13 protein-coding genes and 2 pseudogenes are annotated in these 16,752 nt (G+C 42.5%); 12 read left to right on the top strand and 3 right to left on the bottom strand.

Features of this window, described 5'->3' with window-relative positions:
• Window positions 1-207: 207 nt before the first annotated feature.
• The 3 genes and pseudogenes from ASC42_RS12035 to ASC42_RS13810 form a co-directional block, all read right to left on the bottom strand.
• The gene (locus ASC42_RS12035) at window positions 208-1,581 is read right to left on the bottom strand and encodes an IS1380 family transposase (RefSeq protein ID WP_055441199.1); all 1,374 of its coding nucleotides are present in this window, start codon (window positions 1,579-1,581) and stop codon (window positions 208-210) included.
• 43 nt (window positions 1,582-1,624) lie between these two features.
• Window positions 1,625-3,088 carry a DUF6345 domain-containing protein gene (locus ASC42_RS12040; protein WP_141653530.1) on the bottom strand — a complete coding sequence of 488 codons (1,464 nt, stop codon included), beginning with the start codon at window positions 3,086-3,088 and terminating at the stop codon, window positions 1,625-1,627.
• Window positions 3,089-3,212: 124 nt separating this feature from the next.
• A pseudogene (locus tag ASC42_RS13810) lies at window positions 3,213-4,255 on the bottom strand (IS630 family transposase).
• A 166-nt stretch (window positions 4,256-4,421) separates the two neighbouring features.
• Between ASC42_RS13810 and tnpC the strand changes: the two are divergent.
• From tnpC to ASC42_RS12110, 12 genes and pseudogenes are all read left to right on the top strand, one after another.
• Window positions 4,422-5,771: pseudogene (gene tnpC / locus ASC42_RS12055) on the top strand (IS66 family transposase).
• A 59-nt stretch (window positions 5,772-5,830) separates the two neighbouring features.
• Window positions 5,831-6,466: a TetR/AcrR family transcriptional regulator gene (locus ASC42_RS12060; RefSeq protein WP_055441955.1), complete on the top strand. Its 636-nt coding sequence runs from the start codon at window positions 5,831-5,833 to the stop codon at window positions 6,464-6,466.
• 96 nt (window positions 6,467-6,562) lie between these two features.
• Window positions 6,563-7,705, top strand: coding sequence for an acyl-CoA dehydrogenase (locus tag ASC42_RS12065; RefSeq protein WP_055441956.1), 1,143 nt, complete (start codon window positions 6,563-6,565; stop codon window positions 7,703-7,705).
• A gap of 14 nt (window positions 7,706-7,719) precedes the next feature.
• A complete protein-coding gene (locus tag ASC42_RS12070; RefSeq protein ID WP_055441957.1) occupies window positions 7,720-9,360 on the top strand; it encodes an AMP-binding protein in 1,641 nt (546 codons plus the stop codon).
• A gap of 11 nt (window positions 9,361-9,371) precedes the next feature.
• Window positions 9,372-10,733 carry an acetyl-CoA carboxylase biotin carboxylase subunit gene (locus ASC42_RS12075; protein ID WP_055441958.1) on the top strand — a complete coding sequence of 454 codons (1,362 nt, stop codon included), beginning with the start codon at window positions 9,372-9,374 and terminating at the stop codon, window positions 10,731-10,733.
• Window positions 10,726-10,938, top strand: coding sequence for an acetyl-CoA carboxylase biotin carboxyl carrier protein subunit (locus ASC42_RS12080; RefSeq protein WP_055441959.1), 213 nt, complete (start codon window positions 10,726-10,728; stop codon window positions 10,936-10,938). Before ASC42_RS12075 ends, ASC42_RS12080 begins: the two co-directional genes overlap by 8 nt.
• Window positions 10,939-10,948: 10 nt before the next feature.
• Window positions 10,949-11,842, top strand: a complete 894-nt coding sequence (locus ASC42_RS12085; RefSeq protein ID WP_055441960.1) for a hydroxymethylglutaryl-CoA lyase — start codon at window positions 10,949-10,951, stop codon at window positions 11,840-11,842.
• Entirely contained in the window at window positions 11,839-12,621 is a 783-nt protein-coding gene (locus ASC42_RS12090; RefSeq protein WP_055441961.1) for an enoyl-CoA hydratase, read from the top strand. Before ASC42_RS12085 ends, ASC42_RS12090 begins: the two co-directional genes overlap by 4 nt.
• 5 nt (window positions 12,622-12,626) lie before the next feature.
• Window positions 12,627-14,174: an acyl-CoA carboxylase subunit beta gene (locus tag ASC42_RS12095; RefSeq protein WP_055441962.1), complete on the top strand. Its 1,548-nt coding sequence runs from the start codon at window positions 12,627-12,629 to the stop codon at window positions 14,172-14,174.
• A gap of 184 nt (window positions 14,175-14,358) precedes the next feature.
• Entirely contained in the window at window positions 14,359-15,027 is a 669-nt protein-coding gene (locus ASC42_RS12100) for a polysaccharide deacetylase family protein (protein WP_055441963.1), read from the top strand.
• A 14-nt stretch (window positions 15,028-15,041) separates the two neighbouring features.
• Window positions 15,042-15,623, top strand: coding sequence for a DedA family protein (locus ASC42_RS12105; RefSeq protein ID WP_055441964.1), 582 nt, complete (start codon window positions 15,042-15,044; stop codon window positions 15,621-15,623).
• 15 nt (window positions 15,624-15,638) lie between these two features.
• Window positions 15,639-16,751: an MGDG synthase family glycosyltransferase gene (locus tag ASC42_RS12110; protein ID WP_055441965.1), complete on the top strand. Its 1,113-nt coding sequence runs from the start codon at window positions 15,639-15,641 to the stop codon at window positions 16,749-16,751.
• Window position 16,752 lies beyond the last annotated feature (1 nt).

The raw sequence follows: 16,752 nt of genomic DNA on the forward strand, positions 1-16,752 counted from the left end.
CCTGAATCCGTGATGGGTTGACATCGATTTTGATTTGGTTGCTGGCTTTATGGATTTGTGATCCAGACTCCCCTTTTTATGTTTAAAACAGATGTCATCTTCACTCTCAGAAATGAAACAAATATATTTTTTGGTTATGTAAACCAAAGAAAAAAACAAAAAAGGACAGAGGGGTAGGATGAGTACAGAATCACGAACAATCGTTCGTTATACTCCTTCTCTCCATCTTAGGTACATGTTCAGAAGGGGCTCGCTATAGCCACTCCTTCGCGTCAACTTCATCCATAGTTGCCGCGATCGACGAACGAGTCGCCCTGCCATCGTGATCACCGTCTGAATAATCGTCTTGATGCGACGGCGTTTCACTTTGTGGTGCAACGGATGTCTCGGATCGCTTAATAGATCTTGTCCAATCAGGCGAAGAAGGTTGTACACGAAGGCTCCCATGACCAACACGAGCGCATTTGTTTTCATTTTCCCAGATGGAAGTCGCTCTAAATCTAAGTCGCTCTTTAGTTCGCTATGAAACTGTTCGCATGTCGCATGATCGTGATACAACGCGAGCACATCGCTCATTCGAACATGCTCGTATCCTTCGAGGCGCACCCAGTAGCTTTCGACTTCGTAATCAGGAACGAGCATCAGCTGTCCGTTGTGTTCCATCGTACGTTCCGTCACTTGGGTGACTTGAACGTACGTATACGTGTTTCCATCGATCGCTGCCTTCTGCGGAAGACATAGCTCATACGTTTGTACTCCTTCGGTTTGTCCATCATCGATGCGTCTGCCCTTTTGCGAAGCGATCTGGAACCAAAGCGCTTTCGATTCTCGGCGTAAGTTTCGCTTGATGACAAAGTCTACGTCTTCCTTTAGACATACATGCACATTCGCTTCCGCATCGTTTCCTGCATCCATGCGAATGAGCAGACGAGACGAGGTCAGTGGACGAGCTCGACGGATGGCGGTAGTTAAAAACGAAGGCATGTTGTCTTGTACATGTTGTTTCCCTGGACGTAGCTCGGCATGAACGATATAGCCTTCCTTCCCTGCATACGCAAACAACGGCGTAAAACCGTCAAATCCTTTATACGTTCGACTCACTCCTTCTTTTTTCGTATCGGAGTTGTCAAATGGGGAGCCATCTATATCAAGGGGAAGCCATGTCGTCTTTCCTTTGGTCCAACAAGGGGACAAGGTGGCATGCCGTTGAATCAACAGACGCATGGACTCCTCCCAAAGAATCGTTTCGGTCATCGGAAGACAAGCGAGCTGATCGAGTCGCTGTCGCAAGGTTGGGGAGGAAGGCACGTGCTGAATCCCCATCGATGTCGAAAAGATATCGTCCTGACGATACGCTTCGATATGATCAAAATCCGTTTTTCCTGTGGCAAGCAAGCCGATCATCGAGCGAATGACGTCGCTATGGGAAATGTGCACTTCTCGACGAACGGTTGGAAGCCGAAGCGCGTTTAGTCGTTTATCCAGTTTCGTTTGGTGTAGTAAGTAGCCCACGAGAGCAAGACCAGCACTTGGAGTCATCGCTTCATCTGTCAACACAAACCGAATCGGAAAATCTTTCATGACATTCACCCATTTGATGAAAAGTCGTTAACCTCGTTTTCCCTTATCGTACCAACGGTTTGTGATCATTGTAAAGATGTTTTGTCACGGATTCAGGATCAATATTTCCATCAAATTTAAAGTGACTATTCGCTTTTTTCTTTGCTGTTTCCATAGCTTTTTCAAGTTTTTTTACTGAAAGATCCTTTACTTTTATTTTTTGTGTAACTTCTTTAACGTTCCGTTTATAGAAGTTAACTCCATTTTTGTCATAACCAACAACGATTGCCTCTGCTGCTTCTCCATCTAAATATGTTCCATCGAGACTTTGAACAAATACAACAGTATAACCTACAATTACATCATTTCCTAAATCATCTTGTTCAACTATTGGTAGGAAATGTTTTAATTTGAGATCTGAACGCAAACCGCCGTTTTTCTCGATAAAAGCATTTATATCTTTTAATACTTCATCACTTGATTTAGTAATTGGATCGAATTCGATTTGTCGACTATACACAAATGAGTTGTCATTATATACTTCTAGTGTGCCATTTTGACTACTATAAACTTTTGATTTATTTTCTTTATAATTAAATTCCGTATAATTTTCACCTAATAGATTTGATTGAATCATTTTTAAGTTAATTTTTTCAGGCTTCACTTTAAATTTTACTCTGTACTCATTATTTAGTTCATCTAATTCCTCTTGTGCGGTAGGTGTTGTTAATTCATCGCCCGTTTTTAAATAACTACTAATATTTTCTGTTGTGTAATAACCAATAATAGAGTTAGGATCAGTTCCTTTCCAACGGTAAACGTCGCTTGTACCTGTTACATCTGCCGTAGCTCCGCTTCCAACATTATGCAAGTAATCATATTTGTTATTGTTGTGGCCGATAATTGCCCAATCGTATTCAGAATATGTGCGATTTGCATGCATCCAAGCAGAAAATAAAGTATATGCACTATATCCATTTACCCCAAGCGCTCTATTAAAAAAGTTGTCAATGATTTTGGTATCTGTATAATCGTTTGAAACACCATGATAACCAAAAATATGATGAAGACCATTTGCAAGTTGTTTACCCCAGTATACTTGATCCAGAGCTTCGCAAGCAGCAAAAATCATCCATTCTGCATCTTCATTTGAAGCGCGGTCAGTACCTTTGATATCGCCACCAACTTGATACCAATTAGCAAAGTCCCTTAGTCCAGTCTCTACATATCTGTATGATAGCGCTAAATTTCCACTAGAACCTCCATGACCTGTAAAATACAGAATATCGGATTCATTTCCATACTTTGTGAAATCAGTATAATAAACAGCTGAATCGTACCATTGAGCTGTCCTTGTCCAATTTTTTTCACTTAAGCGATCACGAAATTTATAAGCATCACCATTATCTAAGTCGCTTAAAGAACTTGAGACATAGGATCCAACACCTAACACTGTATATTCTAGTGCTGCTTCAGCTGAAAGTGGGACAAGATTTAACCCTAAAGCACCTGCCATTGCAACTAACAACGACTTTTTACCCAAGTTTTTCTTCATTTTTTTTTAACATTTCGGAGCTATCCCCCCAATTTTTTTATTCCGAATTTATTATATTATGTTATTTTTTTAAAAATATATAAGTTGAATTAAAAATTTACAACTGAACACACAAATGATCGATCGTTCGTTCTGGTTTCTGGTTGATTCGCTGCATAAGGGCTTGGACATTTTTTCTAATTTCTTGCACACTCGAATAGAACACGTTGTAAATCACGTCTGATTTCAGCCATTTCCATAGCCCTTCAATCAAGTTCAATTGCGGACTGTATGGTGGCAAAAAGACGAGCTCTAACCGATCTTCGTGTTCTTTTAAAAATGGCTGAATGAGTTTGGCATGGTGAATTCGAGCGTTATCTAAAATGATCACCATTTTGCCTGTAGGATAGCGTTCTAACACAAGTTGAAGAAAACGAAGAAATGTTTCCGCGTCATGGTGTTCTTCTTCGATGCAAAACACTTTCCCTGTTTCGTGGTTCAACGTGCCAATCAGCTTCAGCCCTCGATGTTTTCTAAACGTCGGAATGATTCGTTGTTTTCCTTTGACAAACCGTGTTTTTTGAATCGCTTGGTAATCACGAATCATCGATTCATCTTGAAAGAGGACATGGGCGATGTTCCCATCTAACAGTTTTTTTTACTTTTGGGAAGGTGATTTCGATGAATTCTTTTTGTTTCTCTTCATCGGCATTGGCTAGTGTGTAGGTCGGTTTCGTATAACTTAGCCCTAACCGATGCAGAATTTCACTTGTTCCACGAAGCGTGTACGTTGGCCCCCACTTTTGTTGAATGAGTTCAGCGATGATCGCAAGCGTCCAATTATATTTTGCTTCGAATCCCACATCTACGGGGAGCTGATGTTCAATGATCAAAGCCAGCTCTTTTTCCTGTTTAGGGCTCAATCGACGTGGGGCGCCAGGTGAGTATTTCATCTCCAGTCCATCAAGACCGCGCTGGGCGTAGGCATGAATATAGTTATAAATAGTTTTCTTGGATCGATCAATAATCGTTGCGATTTCTCCTTTGGTGTATCCCCTGCAAATGAAGATAAATGGCTTGGTAGCGTTCATATGTTCGTTTACTTTTTGCTTCTTTCATGGCAGTGGACAACTTTTCGATCTCGTCTTTATGATTTGGCATCGTATTTTCTCTCCGTTCCCCTATTATTTATTCGCCGTGGAACGGGAGAAAACCTTTATTTCAATTTATACATTTGTAACTATTCAGCCACATGATCAAGTGAGCTGAATATTTTTTGCTTTTCCTGTCTATGATGTGAATATTGATAGACAAGGAGGTGAATCGCATGTTGACGGTACAACAAGCTGTATTTACAGTTGAGAGCTTAATCAGCAAAGTTCAACAACAGAAACAGCTCATTCATCAACTCGTTCAAGAAAATGAACATTTGCGTCACGAAAACAAACAGTTACGCAAAGAAAATGAACAACTCAAGTATCGCGTTCAAGAGCTGGAAGCACGCACGAAAAAAAACAGCTCCAATAGCCATTTGCCCCCATCTTCTGACCGTTTTCACACCCATTCTTCTCGCAAGCCATCTGGCAACAAACCAGGCGGACAAGAAGGGCATCAAGGAACGACGCTCCATCAAGTGGAACATCCACATCATCGCATCGTCCATCGTGTGAACACGTGTCAAGGATGTGGGGCTTCTTTGCGTGAAGTCAAACCGTTCAAAGTCGATGTCCGTCAAGTGTTCGATCTCCCTCCCGTGACGATCGAAGTGACACAACATGAACGTGAAGTGAAATCCTGTCCGCATTGCCGATGTGTTCAACAAGCCGAATTCCCATCCTATGTCACGAATCATGTGCAATATGGTCCACGGCTCACGGCGCTCGCTGTATATTTGCACCATATCCAATTGATCCCTTACAAACGTTTGAGTGATACGATCGAAGCATTATATCAACACCCAATCAGTACAGGAACCCTTGCCAATATGGTGAAACGAGGACGCGAAGCGCTAGAATCGAATATGGACATGATCGAAGACGCCTTACTTGAATCCAACATCCTGCATGTCGATGAAACGAGTTTGCGCATGGATGGGAAACTCGCATGGGTGCATGTCGCGTGTACATCGAAATATACGTACTTGGCTTCTCATGTTTCTCGCGGAAAGAAAGCGACCGATGACATCGGGATTCTTCCGCGATATCAAGGGACGATGATGCACGATGGGTTCGGTACGTATCCAAAATACACGCAAGCCACCCATGCCCTTTGTCACGCCCATCATTTGCGTGAGTGAAAAGGCTTCATCGAACAAGGGCATACATGGGCATCGCGCATGACGACGTTTCTGTTAGCCGCCAAACAGGCCGTCGAAGCTCATCACGGTGCGCTTTTCGAAGAAGAAGCGAAACGATGGGAACGAGTGTATGATCGCATCCTAGCGAAAGCACAGCACCGATTAGAAACGACGATGCCTCTTCCGAAAAAAGCACTCGCTTTTGTTCGACGGCTTCAGAAACGAAAGGAAGAAGCGTTGCGTTTCTTACGTGAAGTGCATGTTCTCTTTGACAACAACCAAGCTAGGGCATTTTCTATCACGAGGATGCCTTATTTGTGCTGGGCTTTTTTATACACTAGCACTGGGGTGAATAGTTACATATATTTGATAGAGTTATAAAAAACTATTAAATTTTTCTAAATATTATGTTAAAATACAACAAAAAGGAGATTATGTGCATGGTTGAAAAGCAATTAAAAGAGCGCATTATTGAAACAGCGCTTACATTGTTTGAAAAGTATGGGTATCATGGGGTGACAGTAGATCGAATTGTTGCGGAATGTGGAGCGTCAAAAGGAGGCTTTTATCATAACTTTAAATCAAAAGATGAGTTGCTTTACCACATTCACGATGTATTTATTACGTATGTGCTAAATAAAGCGCAAGAAGCATATGTAAAATATAAGACGCCAACAAAGCGGTTATGTGCAATTATTCATTCGTTTGTGAGAGTTTTTCATATATATAAACCGCACATTACAGTATTTAATCAAGAGGCGGCATATTTAAAGCCGGAATATGCTGAAAAAATTAACGAAAAACGTGAACGGTATAAGCAAATTATTTTTCAAGTGCTTCGTGAAGGTATTGAAGCAAAGGAATTTCGCTCAGAAATATCTATCGAATTGGCGGGTTTGTCAATTATCGGAATGGTAAACTGGATGTACAAATGGTATAAGCCTGATGGTCCAATGTCTATTGAACAAATCGCAGTCGCTTTTAATGACTTGATTTTACATTCGCTTTTGACAGAAGAAGCGAAGCGTGATGAAGATATTTCGTCATTTCTTTTGTCGCATGTAAGCGACGAATGACGGATGTTGTAAAGGAAACAGACCAACTAGTCGGTTTGAAATAAAAACAGGCTTGTTGGTTTCATATACTTTCATTTTATAAAGGGGGAAAAGCAAATGCATTTTGAATTAACGAAAGAACAACAAATGATTAAAGAAATGGTTCGTGATTTTGCGGAAAAGGAAATTGCCCCATACGCGTCGAAATGGGATGAGGATGCGATTTTTCCAATTGAGACGTTCAAAAAAATGGGCGAGCTCGGTCTGTTCGGCATTCCTTTCCCTGAACAATATGGCGGCTCTGGTGGAGATACGATTTCGTATGCGATTGCGGTTGAAGAAATTGGTCGAGCGTGCGGTGGAACAGGGTTAAGTTATGCGGCGGCTGTATCGCTCGGTGCTAGCCCAATTTATTATTTCGGGACAGAAGAACAAAAAGAGAAATGGCTCGTACCGATGGCAAAAGGTGAAACGTTCGGTTCGTTCGGATTGACAGAACCGAATGCAGGATCTGACGCAGGGGGAACGCAAACGCGCGCCGTTTTAGATGGCGATGAATACGTCATTAACGGAGAAAAATGTTGGATTACAAATGCAGGCTATGCACGGCAAGTCATTGTAACCGCTGTCACCGGTAAAGATGAACGAGGAAAAAATATTATTTCCGCTTTTATCGTTCCAACAGATGCGCCGGGGTTTACGATTAACTGCCATTATGACAAAATGGGCGTTCGCGCATCTAATACGTGCGAGCTTGTTTTGCAAGATGTGCGCGTGCCAAAAGAAAATATATTAGGCGATCCGAAAAAAGGATTTAAGCAGTTTTTATATACGCTAGATGGCGGACGCATATCTATTGCTGCATTAGCTGTCGGAATCGCGCAAGCTGCATTTGAAAAGGCGCTTCAATATGCGAAAGAACGGAAGCAGTTCGGTCAACCGATCGCCAAGTTTCAAGCCATTCAATTTAAACTTGCCGACATGGCGATGCAACTTGAACTTGCGCGCAATATGGTGTACAAAGCAGCATGGTTAAAAGACCAAGGCAAACCGTTTACGAAAGAGGCAGCGTTTGCGAAATTATTTGCCTCTGAAACAGGATTTCATATTTGCAATCAAGCGATTCAAATTCACGGTGGATACGGGTATATGAAAGAATACGGTGTCGAACGTCATCTTCGCGATATGAAGTTGATGGAAATTGGTGAAGGGACATCGGAAATTCAACGGCTCGTCATTGCCCGTCAATTAGGATGCTAAAAAGGAGTGAGTGTATGCTTCATATCACAGTTGGACAATTGCTTGAGCAAAAGGCTTTGGCACATCCCGATCATGAGGCAGTTGTGTACGCAGACCGTCAGTTGCGCTGGTCATATCGACAATTTAACGATTATTGTCGCCTCGTTGCGAAAGGGCTGATGAAACTAGGCATTGAAGCGGGAGAACATATTGCTGTTTGGGCAACAAATAAACCGGAGTGGCTGGCATGCCAGTTTGCGACAGGGAAAATGGGAGCTGTGCTTGTTACAGTAAATACAAATTATCGTACAGCGGAATTAGAATATTTGTTAAAGCAATCTGATGCAACAACAATTGTTTTAATGGAAAAGTATCGTGATGCTTCTTATATTGATATGATGTACGGCCTTGCACCTGAACTTGCTTATTGTGAACCTGGAAAGCTACAAGCGAAACGACTTCCACAACTACGAAACGTCATCGTATTAAGTGAACAACGTTATCCAGGAACATTTTCATGGAATGACCTCTTAGCCATGGCGGAAGATGTCGAAGACGCAGCACTAGATGACCGAATGAACTCCCTCGATCCACACGATGTTATTAACATGCAATATACCTCAGGAACGACAGGATTCCCAAAAGGCGTCATGCTTACACATTACAACATTGTCAATAACGCGTATTACATTGCCGAATGTATGAAGCTAACAAAAGAAGATCGTTTATGTATTCCCGTACCTTTTTTTCATTGTTTTGGTTGCGTTCTCGGTACGCTTGCTTGCGTAACGGTTGGTGCAACGATGGTACCGCTTGAGCAATTCCATCCAAAACAAGTGCTACAAACGGTGCAAGACGAGAAATGTACAGCCCTTCATGGGGTACCAACGATGTTTATTGCTGAATTAAACGATCCAGATTTTGCGTCATATAATTTATCTTCTTTACGCACAGGCATTATGGCTGGATCGAACTGCCCGATTGAAGTGATGAAAGCAGTCATCGAAAAGATGGGGGCAAAAGAAATTACCATTGCGTATGGACAGACAGAGTCTTCCCCTGTCATTACACAAACACGTACGGATGATCCAATTGAATTGCGGGTGGAAACAGTCGGGCGCGCTCTTCCGCATGTGGAAGTGAAAATTGTCGATCCAACAACAAATAAAGAAGTGCCACCTGGTGTGCAAGGAGAGTTATGTACGCGCGGATATCATGTGATGAAAGGATATTACAACAATCCTTCAGCAACGCGCGAGGCAATTGACGAAGAAGGATGGTTGCATACAGGCGACTTAGCGGTAATGGATGAAAACGGTTACTGCCGTATTACAGGAAGGTTAAAAGATATGATCATTCGCGGAGGAGAAAATATTTATCCGCGCGAAATTGAAGAGTTTTTATATAAACATCCGAAAGTGCTTGATGTGCAAGTTGTCGGTGTTCCAGACGAAACGTATGGGGAAGAAGTCATGGCGTGGATCATTTTAAAAGAGGGGGAACATGCGACCGCAGAAGACATTCGTTCGTTTTGTGAAGGACATATATCGCGCCATAAAATTCCGCGATATATCGAATTTACAACATCGTATCCGATGACCGCATCAGGAAAAATTCAAAAATTTAAATTGCGCGAATGGGCGCGCGAACGAGTAAAGCAGAAAAAGAACGTGTAAGGGGGAAGAAAATGTTTTCAAAAGTGCTTATCGCTAACCGAGGAGAAATTGCGTTGCGCATCATTCGCACATGCCAAAAACTCGGCATTCAAACAGTTGCCATTTATTCGGAAGCTGATGCTGATTCGCTTCATGTAAAGCAAGCGGATGAAGCGTATGTCGTTGGAAAAGCGCGCGTCAATGAGAGTTATTTAAATATCGAAAAAATTATTTCCATCGCCAAAGAAACGAAGGCGGAAGCCATTCACCCAGGTTACGGCTTGCTTTCAGAGAATGCAACATTTGCTCGGCGATGCGAAGAAGAAGGGATCGTATTTATCGGTCCAAAACCGGACGTTATTGCGAAAATGGGGAGCAAAATTGAAGCGCGACAGACGATGGCGGAAGCTGGAGTGCCGATTGTGCCCGGCATCTCCTTTCCGCTTGCGGATGTTGATGAGGCAGCAAACGTAGCAAGCGAGATTGGCTATCCTGTTATGTTAAAAGCGTCCGCAGGGGGCGGAGGCATCGGCATGCAGCTTGTTTACGATGAAGAGCAACTGCGGAAAGCATTTGAAGGAAATAAAAGCCGCGCATCCTCTTTTTTTGGTGATGGGGCGATGTATGTTGAAAAATATATCGACAATCCACGCCATATTGAAATTCAACTGTTAGCTGATGCATACGGAAACTGCGTGTATTTATGGGAAAGAGAATGCTCCATTCAACGCCGCCATCAAAAAGTTATTGAAGAAGCCCCTTCACCGTTTTTAGATGAAAAGACGCGTCGGGAAATGGGGGAAGCAGCTGTGCGAGCGGCAAAACATATCGGATATACGAACGCAGGAACGATCGAATTTCTCGTAGACGAGCAAAAAAACTTTTACTTTTTGGAAATGAATACACGTTTGCAAGTCGAGCATCCGGTAACAGAAGAAATTACGGGCATTGACATTGTTGAGCAACAATTGCGCATCGCAGCGGGGGAAACGCTATCTTTTACACAAGCCGAAGTGAAGCGAGAAGGACATGCGATTGAAGTGCGCATTTATGCTGAAGATCCAAACACATTTTTCCCTTCGCCAGGGACGATTACATCTTTACAACTGCCAAAAGGAGAACATGTGCGCCATGAAATTGCCGTGCAAAGCGGATCAGTCGTCACTCCTTTTTACGATCCGATGATTGCAAAATGCATCGTTAAAGGAAGCGATCGGCAAACAGCCATCGCAAACATGATTGCGGCTTTACATGAATATAAAATTGAAGGAATTAAAACGAACATTCCGATGTTAATCAATGTATTGACACATGAAGCATTTCAACAAGGACATACGACAACGAACTTTGTGACTACGCATATAAACAAAAAAGGAGGCAAAAAACATGCATGAAGTTGTCGCATTGATGGCAGGAAACGTATGGAAAATTGTTGTTCAAGTTGGGGATGTTGTGGAAGAAGGACAAGATGTTGTTATTTTAGAATCTATGAAAATGGAAATTCCTATCGCTGCCGAAGTGGGAGGAGTCGTCAAAGCGATTCGTGTGCAAGAAGGCGATTTCGTAAACGAAGGGGACGTATTACTTGAAATCGAATAGGGGGACATGTATGCGCGTAACGGTGAAAGAAGTCGGCCCGCGTGATGGATTGCAAAACGAACCGGTATTTATTCAAACAGAAGATAAAATTGCGTGGATTAATCAGCTCTCAAAAACAGGATTGTCATATATTGAAGTGACATCGTTTGTCCATCCAAAATGGATTCCACAGCTTGCCGATGCATACGAAGTCGCTTCCCGCATTGAGCGTGTAGAAGGTGTGACATACGCTGCACTTGTGCCGAACAAAAAAGGATTAGAAGGCGCTTTAGCAGCTAATATCGATGAAGTTGCCGTATTTCTTTCGGCAAGTGAAACGCACAATCGAAAAAATATTAATAAATCGATTGAAGAAACGTATCCGGTGTTAAAAGAAGTCATTGATGAAGCGAAGCGAGCCAACAAAACGGTACGTGGCTACGTGTCAACGGTGTTCGGTTGCCCATATGAAGGAGAAATAAGCGTCGAGCGTGTGATCGCTGTCTCTGACCGGCTATTTGAGTTTGGCATTGATGAGCTGTCGCTCGGTGATACGATCGGTGTCGCTAACCCGATCCAAGTCCAACGAACGTTAGAACAGTTATTGAAACGGTTTCCAGCTGAGAAGATGGCGCTTCATTTTCATAATACGCGCGGCATGGCGCTTGCCAATGTGTTCGCTTCTTTGCAGATGGGGATGACGATTTTTGATAGCTCGCTTGGAGGGCTAGGTGGCTGCCCATATGCTCCAGGGGCATCTGGCAATTTAGCGACAGACGATTTAGTATATATGCTTACCCAAATGGGCATCGATTGTGGTGTTCAACTTGAGCCGTTAACAGAAGCAGCGCAATGGATTGAAGAAAAAATTGGCCGTCCGCTCACGAGCCACCATTTACACGTTGTAAGGGGGAATACACGATGATGGAGGCTGTACTTTATTCCACAATTGATGCGGGAGTGGCGATTGTCACGTTGAATCGCCCAGATGCCGCAAACGCCCTTTCGCTAAAAATGTTAAACGAATTGCAGCGCATTCAAGCGGAGCTCAAGTTAAATCGAAATGTGCGTGCAGTCATCGTCACAGGAGCCGGGCAAAAAACATTTTGTGCTGGAGCCGATTTAAAAGAGCGGGCAAAAATGGACGAAACGCAAGTACGTCAAACAGTCGCGCTCATTCGCGAAACGATTAACGGATTTGAACAACTGCCTCAGCCCGTCATTTGTGCATTAAACGGAGGAGCATTCGGTGGCGGGCTTGAATTGGCGCTCGCATGTGACATTCGCATAGCTGCTGAACATGCCACAATGGGACTGACAGAAACATCGCTTGGCATCATTCCGGGCGCAGGAGGAACGCAACGCCTCCCGCGACTGATCGGCATCGGTCGGGCGAAGGAGATGATTTATACCGCAAAACGCATTTCTGCTCAGGAAGCGGAGCGAATTGGTTTAGTCGAGCGCGTCGTTTCTACTGAACAATTGTTAGATGAAGCGTTTGCGATAGCGACAACAATCGCCAATAACGCTCCGATTGCCGTTGCACAAGCAAAAGCATCGATTAATCATGGAATGCAAGTCGATATGCATACAGGGCTTGTGATTGAACAAATGGCATACGAACGAACGATTCATACAAATGACCGGCGAGAAGGGTTACAAGCGTTCAAAGAAAAACGAAAACCGGTGTATAAAGGGGAGTAAGGAACATGATTTCAAACGAACAATTATCGCTTGTTGAACAACTACAACAAAAACGAAAACAAATTGAACAAGGAGGCGCGCGCAAATACCATGAAAAAAATGCTAAGCAAGGAAAATTGTTTGTGCGCGATCGCTTGAAACTGTTATTTGATGATGGTTTGCAGTTTGAAGATGCCTTTTTTGCCAACTGTTTAGCGGACGGACTGCCGGCAGATGGTGTCGTGACAGGGGTCGGGAAAATTAACGGACAAACGGTATGCGTCATGGCAAATGACTCGACCGTCAAAGCAGGTTCATGGGGAGCAAGAACGGTAGAAAAAATTATTCGTATTCAAGAAACAGCAGATAAATTACGTTGCCCGATTTTATACCTGGTGGATTCGGCAGGTGCCCGCATCACTGATCAAATTGAAATGTTTCCAGGGCGTCGTGGGGCGGGACGCATTTTTTATAATCAAGTGAAACTGTCTGGAAAAGTGCCGCAAATTTGTTTGTTGTTCGGACCGTCAGCAGCGGGTGGCGCATATATTCCGGCTTTTTGTGATATCGTTATTATGGTCGAAGGAAACGCTTCGATGTATCTTGGTTCTCCGCGCATGGCTGAAATGGTGATTGGTGAGAAAGTGACACTTGAAGAGATGGGCGGTGCGCGCATGCATTGCTCGGTTTCAGGTTGCGGTGACGTGCTTGTGAAAACGGAAGAAGAGGCAATTGCGTTTGCTCGCAAATATTTATCGTACTTTCCATCGAATTTCAGTGAAAAACCGCCAGTGGCTGAGCCGAAAGAACCGAAATCGTTTCAGAAAACGATTGAAGAGATTATTCCACAAAACCAAAATGCACCGTTCAATATGTATGATTTAATTGATCGTGTCATTGATGAAGACTCATTTTGTGAAATCAAAAAATTATTTGCCCCTGAGTTAATTACAGGTCTTGCCCGTATAAACGGACAACCGATTGGAATTATTGCGAATCAGCCTCGCATGAAAGGCGGCGTATTATTCCATGATTCCGCAGATAAAGCGGCGAAATTTATTACACTTTGCGATGCATTCCACATTCCGCTTATCTTTTTAGCAGACATCCCTGGCTTTATGATCGGCACGAAAGTCGAACGTGCAGGTATTATTCGTCACGGTGCAAAGATGATTTCGGCGATGTCAGAAGCGACCGTTCCGAAAATATCAATCATTGTACGGAAAGCGTACGGAGCAGGATTATATGCGATGGCAGGTCCAGCGTTTGAGCCGGATTGTTGCTTAGCTTTCCCACATGCACAAATTGCCGTCATGGGACCGGAAGCCGCCGTGAATGCGGTGTATGCGAATAAAATTGCTGAACTGCCAGAAGAAGAACGCGCTGCATTTATTGAACAAAAACGTGAAGAATATCGAAAAGACATCGATATTTATCGCCTCGCTTCCGAGATGGTTGTCGATGGTATTATTGCACCAAATGAGTTACGTTCCGAGCTTATTCATCGTTTAGATGCATACATGTCGAAATATGTTGTATTTTCTGAACGAAAACATGGGGTTTACCCTGTGTAGCTGTCAACACATATGGTACAATGAGGGCGATGGATTGTGACATCGCCTTTTTTTCGGGAAATTTCCCCGGAAATCGACAGCATTTTTGTCGAATGAGAAAAATGTAAGACGAGCGTTGTTGATAGAAACGAGAAATTTCACCCGCACGGCTTCTTTTTGTATAATCAAGAAAGGGGTTTGACATTTGACGTACATATGGTTGATTGCACTATTTTTTATTTATAGTATATTGCCGACATCGTTCATCCGTATTTTTTCGTTTCGTATACAAAAAAGAGTGAAAAGCGGTGTAGCAATAACGTTTGATGATGGACCAGATCCGATGTATACGCCTCAGTTGCTTGATTTATTGAAAAAATATAACGTAAAAGCAACGTTTTTTGTTGTTGGATGGAAAGCAAAAAAATATCCACATCTTATTAAAAGAATGAAAGAAGAGGGACATACGATCGGTTTACATCATTATTATCATACGAGCAATTGGTTTCTGCCCCCATTTGTAGCGGAATGGGAGCTTCATCGATCGGCGCGTATCATTGAGCAAATCACAGGCGTTCGCCCCGTATACTACCGTCCGCCATGGGGACATATAAACATATGGACGTTGTTCATGCAAAAAAAGTATAAAATCGTGATGTGGACATATATTCTTGGTGATTGGAATGCTACATTAGGTGTAGATCGCCTTTATGAACGATTAAGGAACAGTATAGAAGATGGAGCGATCATCGTGTTGCATGATAGTGGTTCAACATTTGGAGCTGATGAACATGCGCCCGCAAATATGCTACAAGCGCTAGAACGACTATTTCAACATGTGAATGTAAAATGGGTAAACCTCAATGAGGAGTAAAGGGGAATGGGAAAGTGGAAGCGAACAGCGTGTTAACATATATTCAATCTCACGGTTATATTGTGTTATTTCTTTCTTTATTTTTCGGCATTGTTGGTATTCCTGCGCCGGAAGAGTCGCTTCTGTTTTTCATTGGCATTTTTATTTCACACGACCAATTACATTTATTAAAAAGTTTATTTTTCGCGATTTCTGGCGCAACTGTTGGCATGGTTGTCGCCTATATTGCTGGCTATACATTCGGTTCACCACTATTGTTCAAATACGGACATTTTATTGGATTCCATCGTCGTCGTTATCGTTATGTGTATCGTCACTTTCGAAAACGTGCTTTGTTGGTTATTCCTTTTGGCTATTTTGTTCCCGGTATTCGTCAATTATCTCCGTATATGGCTGGAGTTGTTCGTTTTCCGTTTTTTCCATTTCTCTTTTTGTCGTTTCTCGGAGCGGCGTTCTGGGTTTGTTTATTTATATTTGTAGGCAAGTTTCTTGGGGAGCGTATTCATATTCCGCTTCATGTATTACCATGGCTCACGGTATTATTTTTTAGTTTATTTTTTGTTGCTTTATATGTAAAAAGTAGAAAACAAAAATAAAAGGGAGTTCGCATAATGATGAACATTCTCGTACTACCTTTGTTTCAAATGCCATCTGGTCATCATCAAGTGGCCGATGCACTCATCTATTCATTATACCATCGTTTTCCCAACGTCTCTTGCGAAAAACTTGATTTTCTTAGTTATTGCAATGAACAAATGGAAAAGAGAGTAGCTGATTTTTACCTCCGCTGGATTTCACTATCACCACATTCGTATGAATGGATGTATCGACGATGGATGAAAAAGTTTGAACAACCGACGATGGAGCCATGGTTACTTTATTTTGAAAAAAAGATGAAACGTCTCCTTCAAGAAAAAAAGCCCGATCTCGTTGTGTGCACGCATTCATTTCCTTCTCACGTTTTGCAAAGGTTGAAACAAAAAAGAATCATAACCATTCCTGTTGTGAACGTATATACTGATTTCTTTTTAAGTGGTATTTGGGGAAAAACAGCGATTGATTATCACTTCGTTCCCCATAAAGAAGCAAAAAAGTCCATATGCACCACATTTCGCATCGAACATCATCGCGTTATTGTCACAGGTATTCCTATTCATGAACGTATCGTACCTGCGGAAAAGATGAAACGGCGAACAAGTAAACGGATTTTAGTAGCAGGTGGCAACCAAGGGTTAGGGAAAATGAAACAGTTTTTAATGAATGCTACCCATACACAACTGACGTATGACGTACTATGTGGCAAAAATGAAGCGTTATATCATGAATTAAAAAGTTGGAACAATCCGCGCATTCGTCCATATCGGTACATTTCCGACCCAGCGAAAATGAATGAATTGTACGATGAAGTCGATGCAGTTGTGACAAAACCAGGTGGTGTCACGATGAGCGAAGTGCTAGCGAAAAAGCTACCTGCTTTCACACTTTCATATTTGCCTGGTCAAGAACAAATGAATTTGCACTATTTAAGAAAAAAAGGACTTATTTATCTTCTTCATGACAATGAACCGTATGACCAACAATTGATGCGTGTATTAATGAATGAGGAGGAAATGAACGAATTAGAAAAGCGTATCGAGCGCTATTCACTCGAACGTGAAAAAACGGCACAAGATGTGCTTAGCGAGTGGATCGAAGCGAATATATATGCGATAAAAAAGCGATGAG

It is taken from the genome of Anoxybacillus suryakundensis (assembly GCF_001418025.1).
In the GTDB taxonomy this organism is placed as follows: Bacteria; Bacillota; Bacilli; order Bacillales; family Anoxybacillaceae; genus Anoxybacillus; species Anoxybacillus tengchongensis.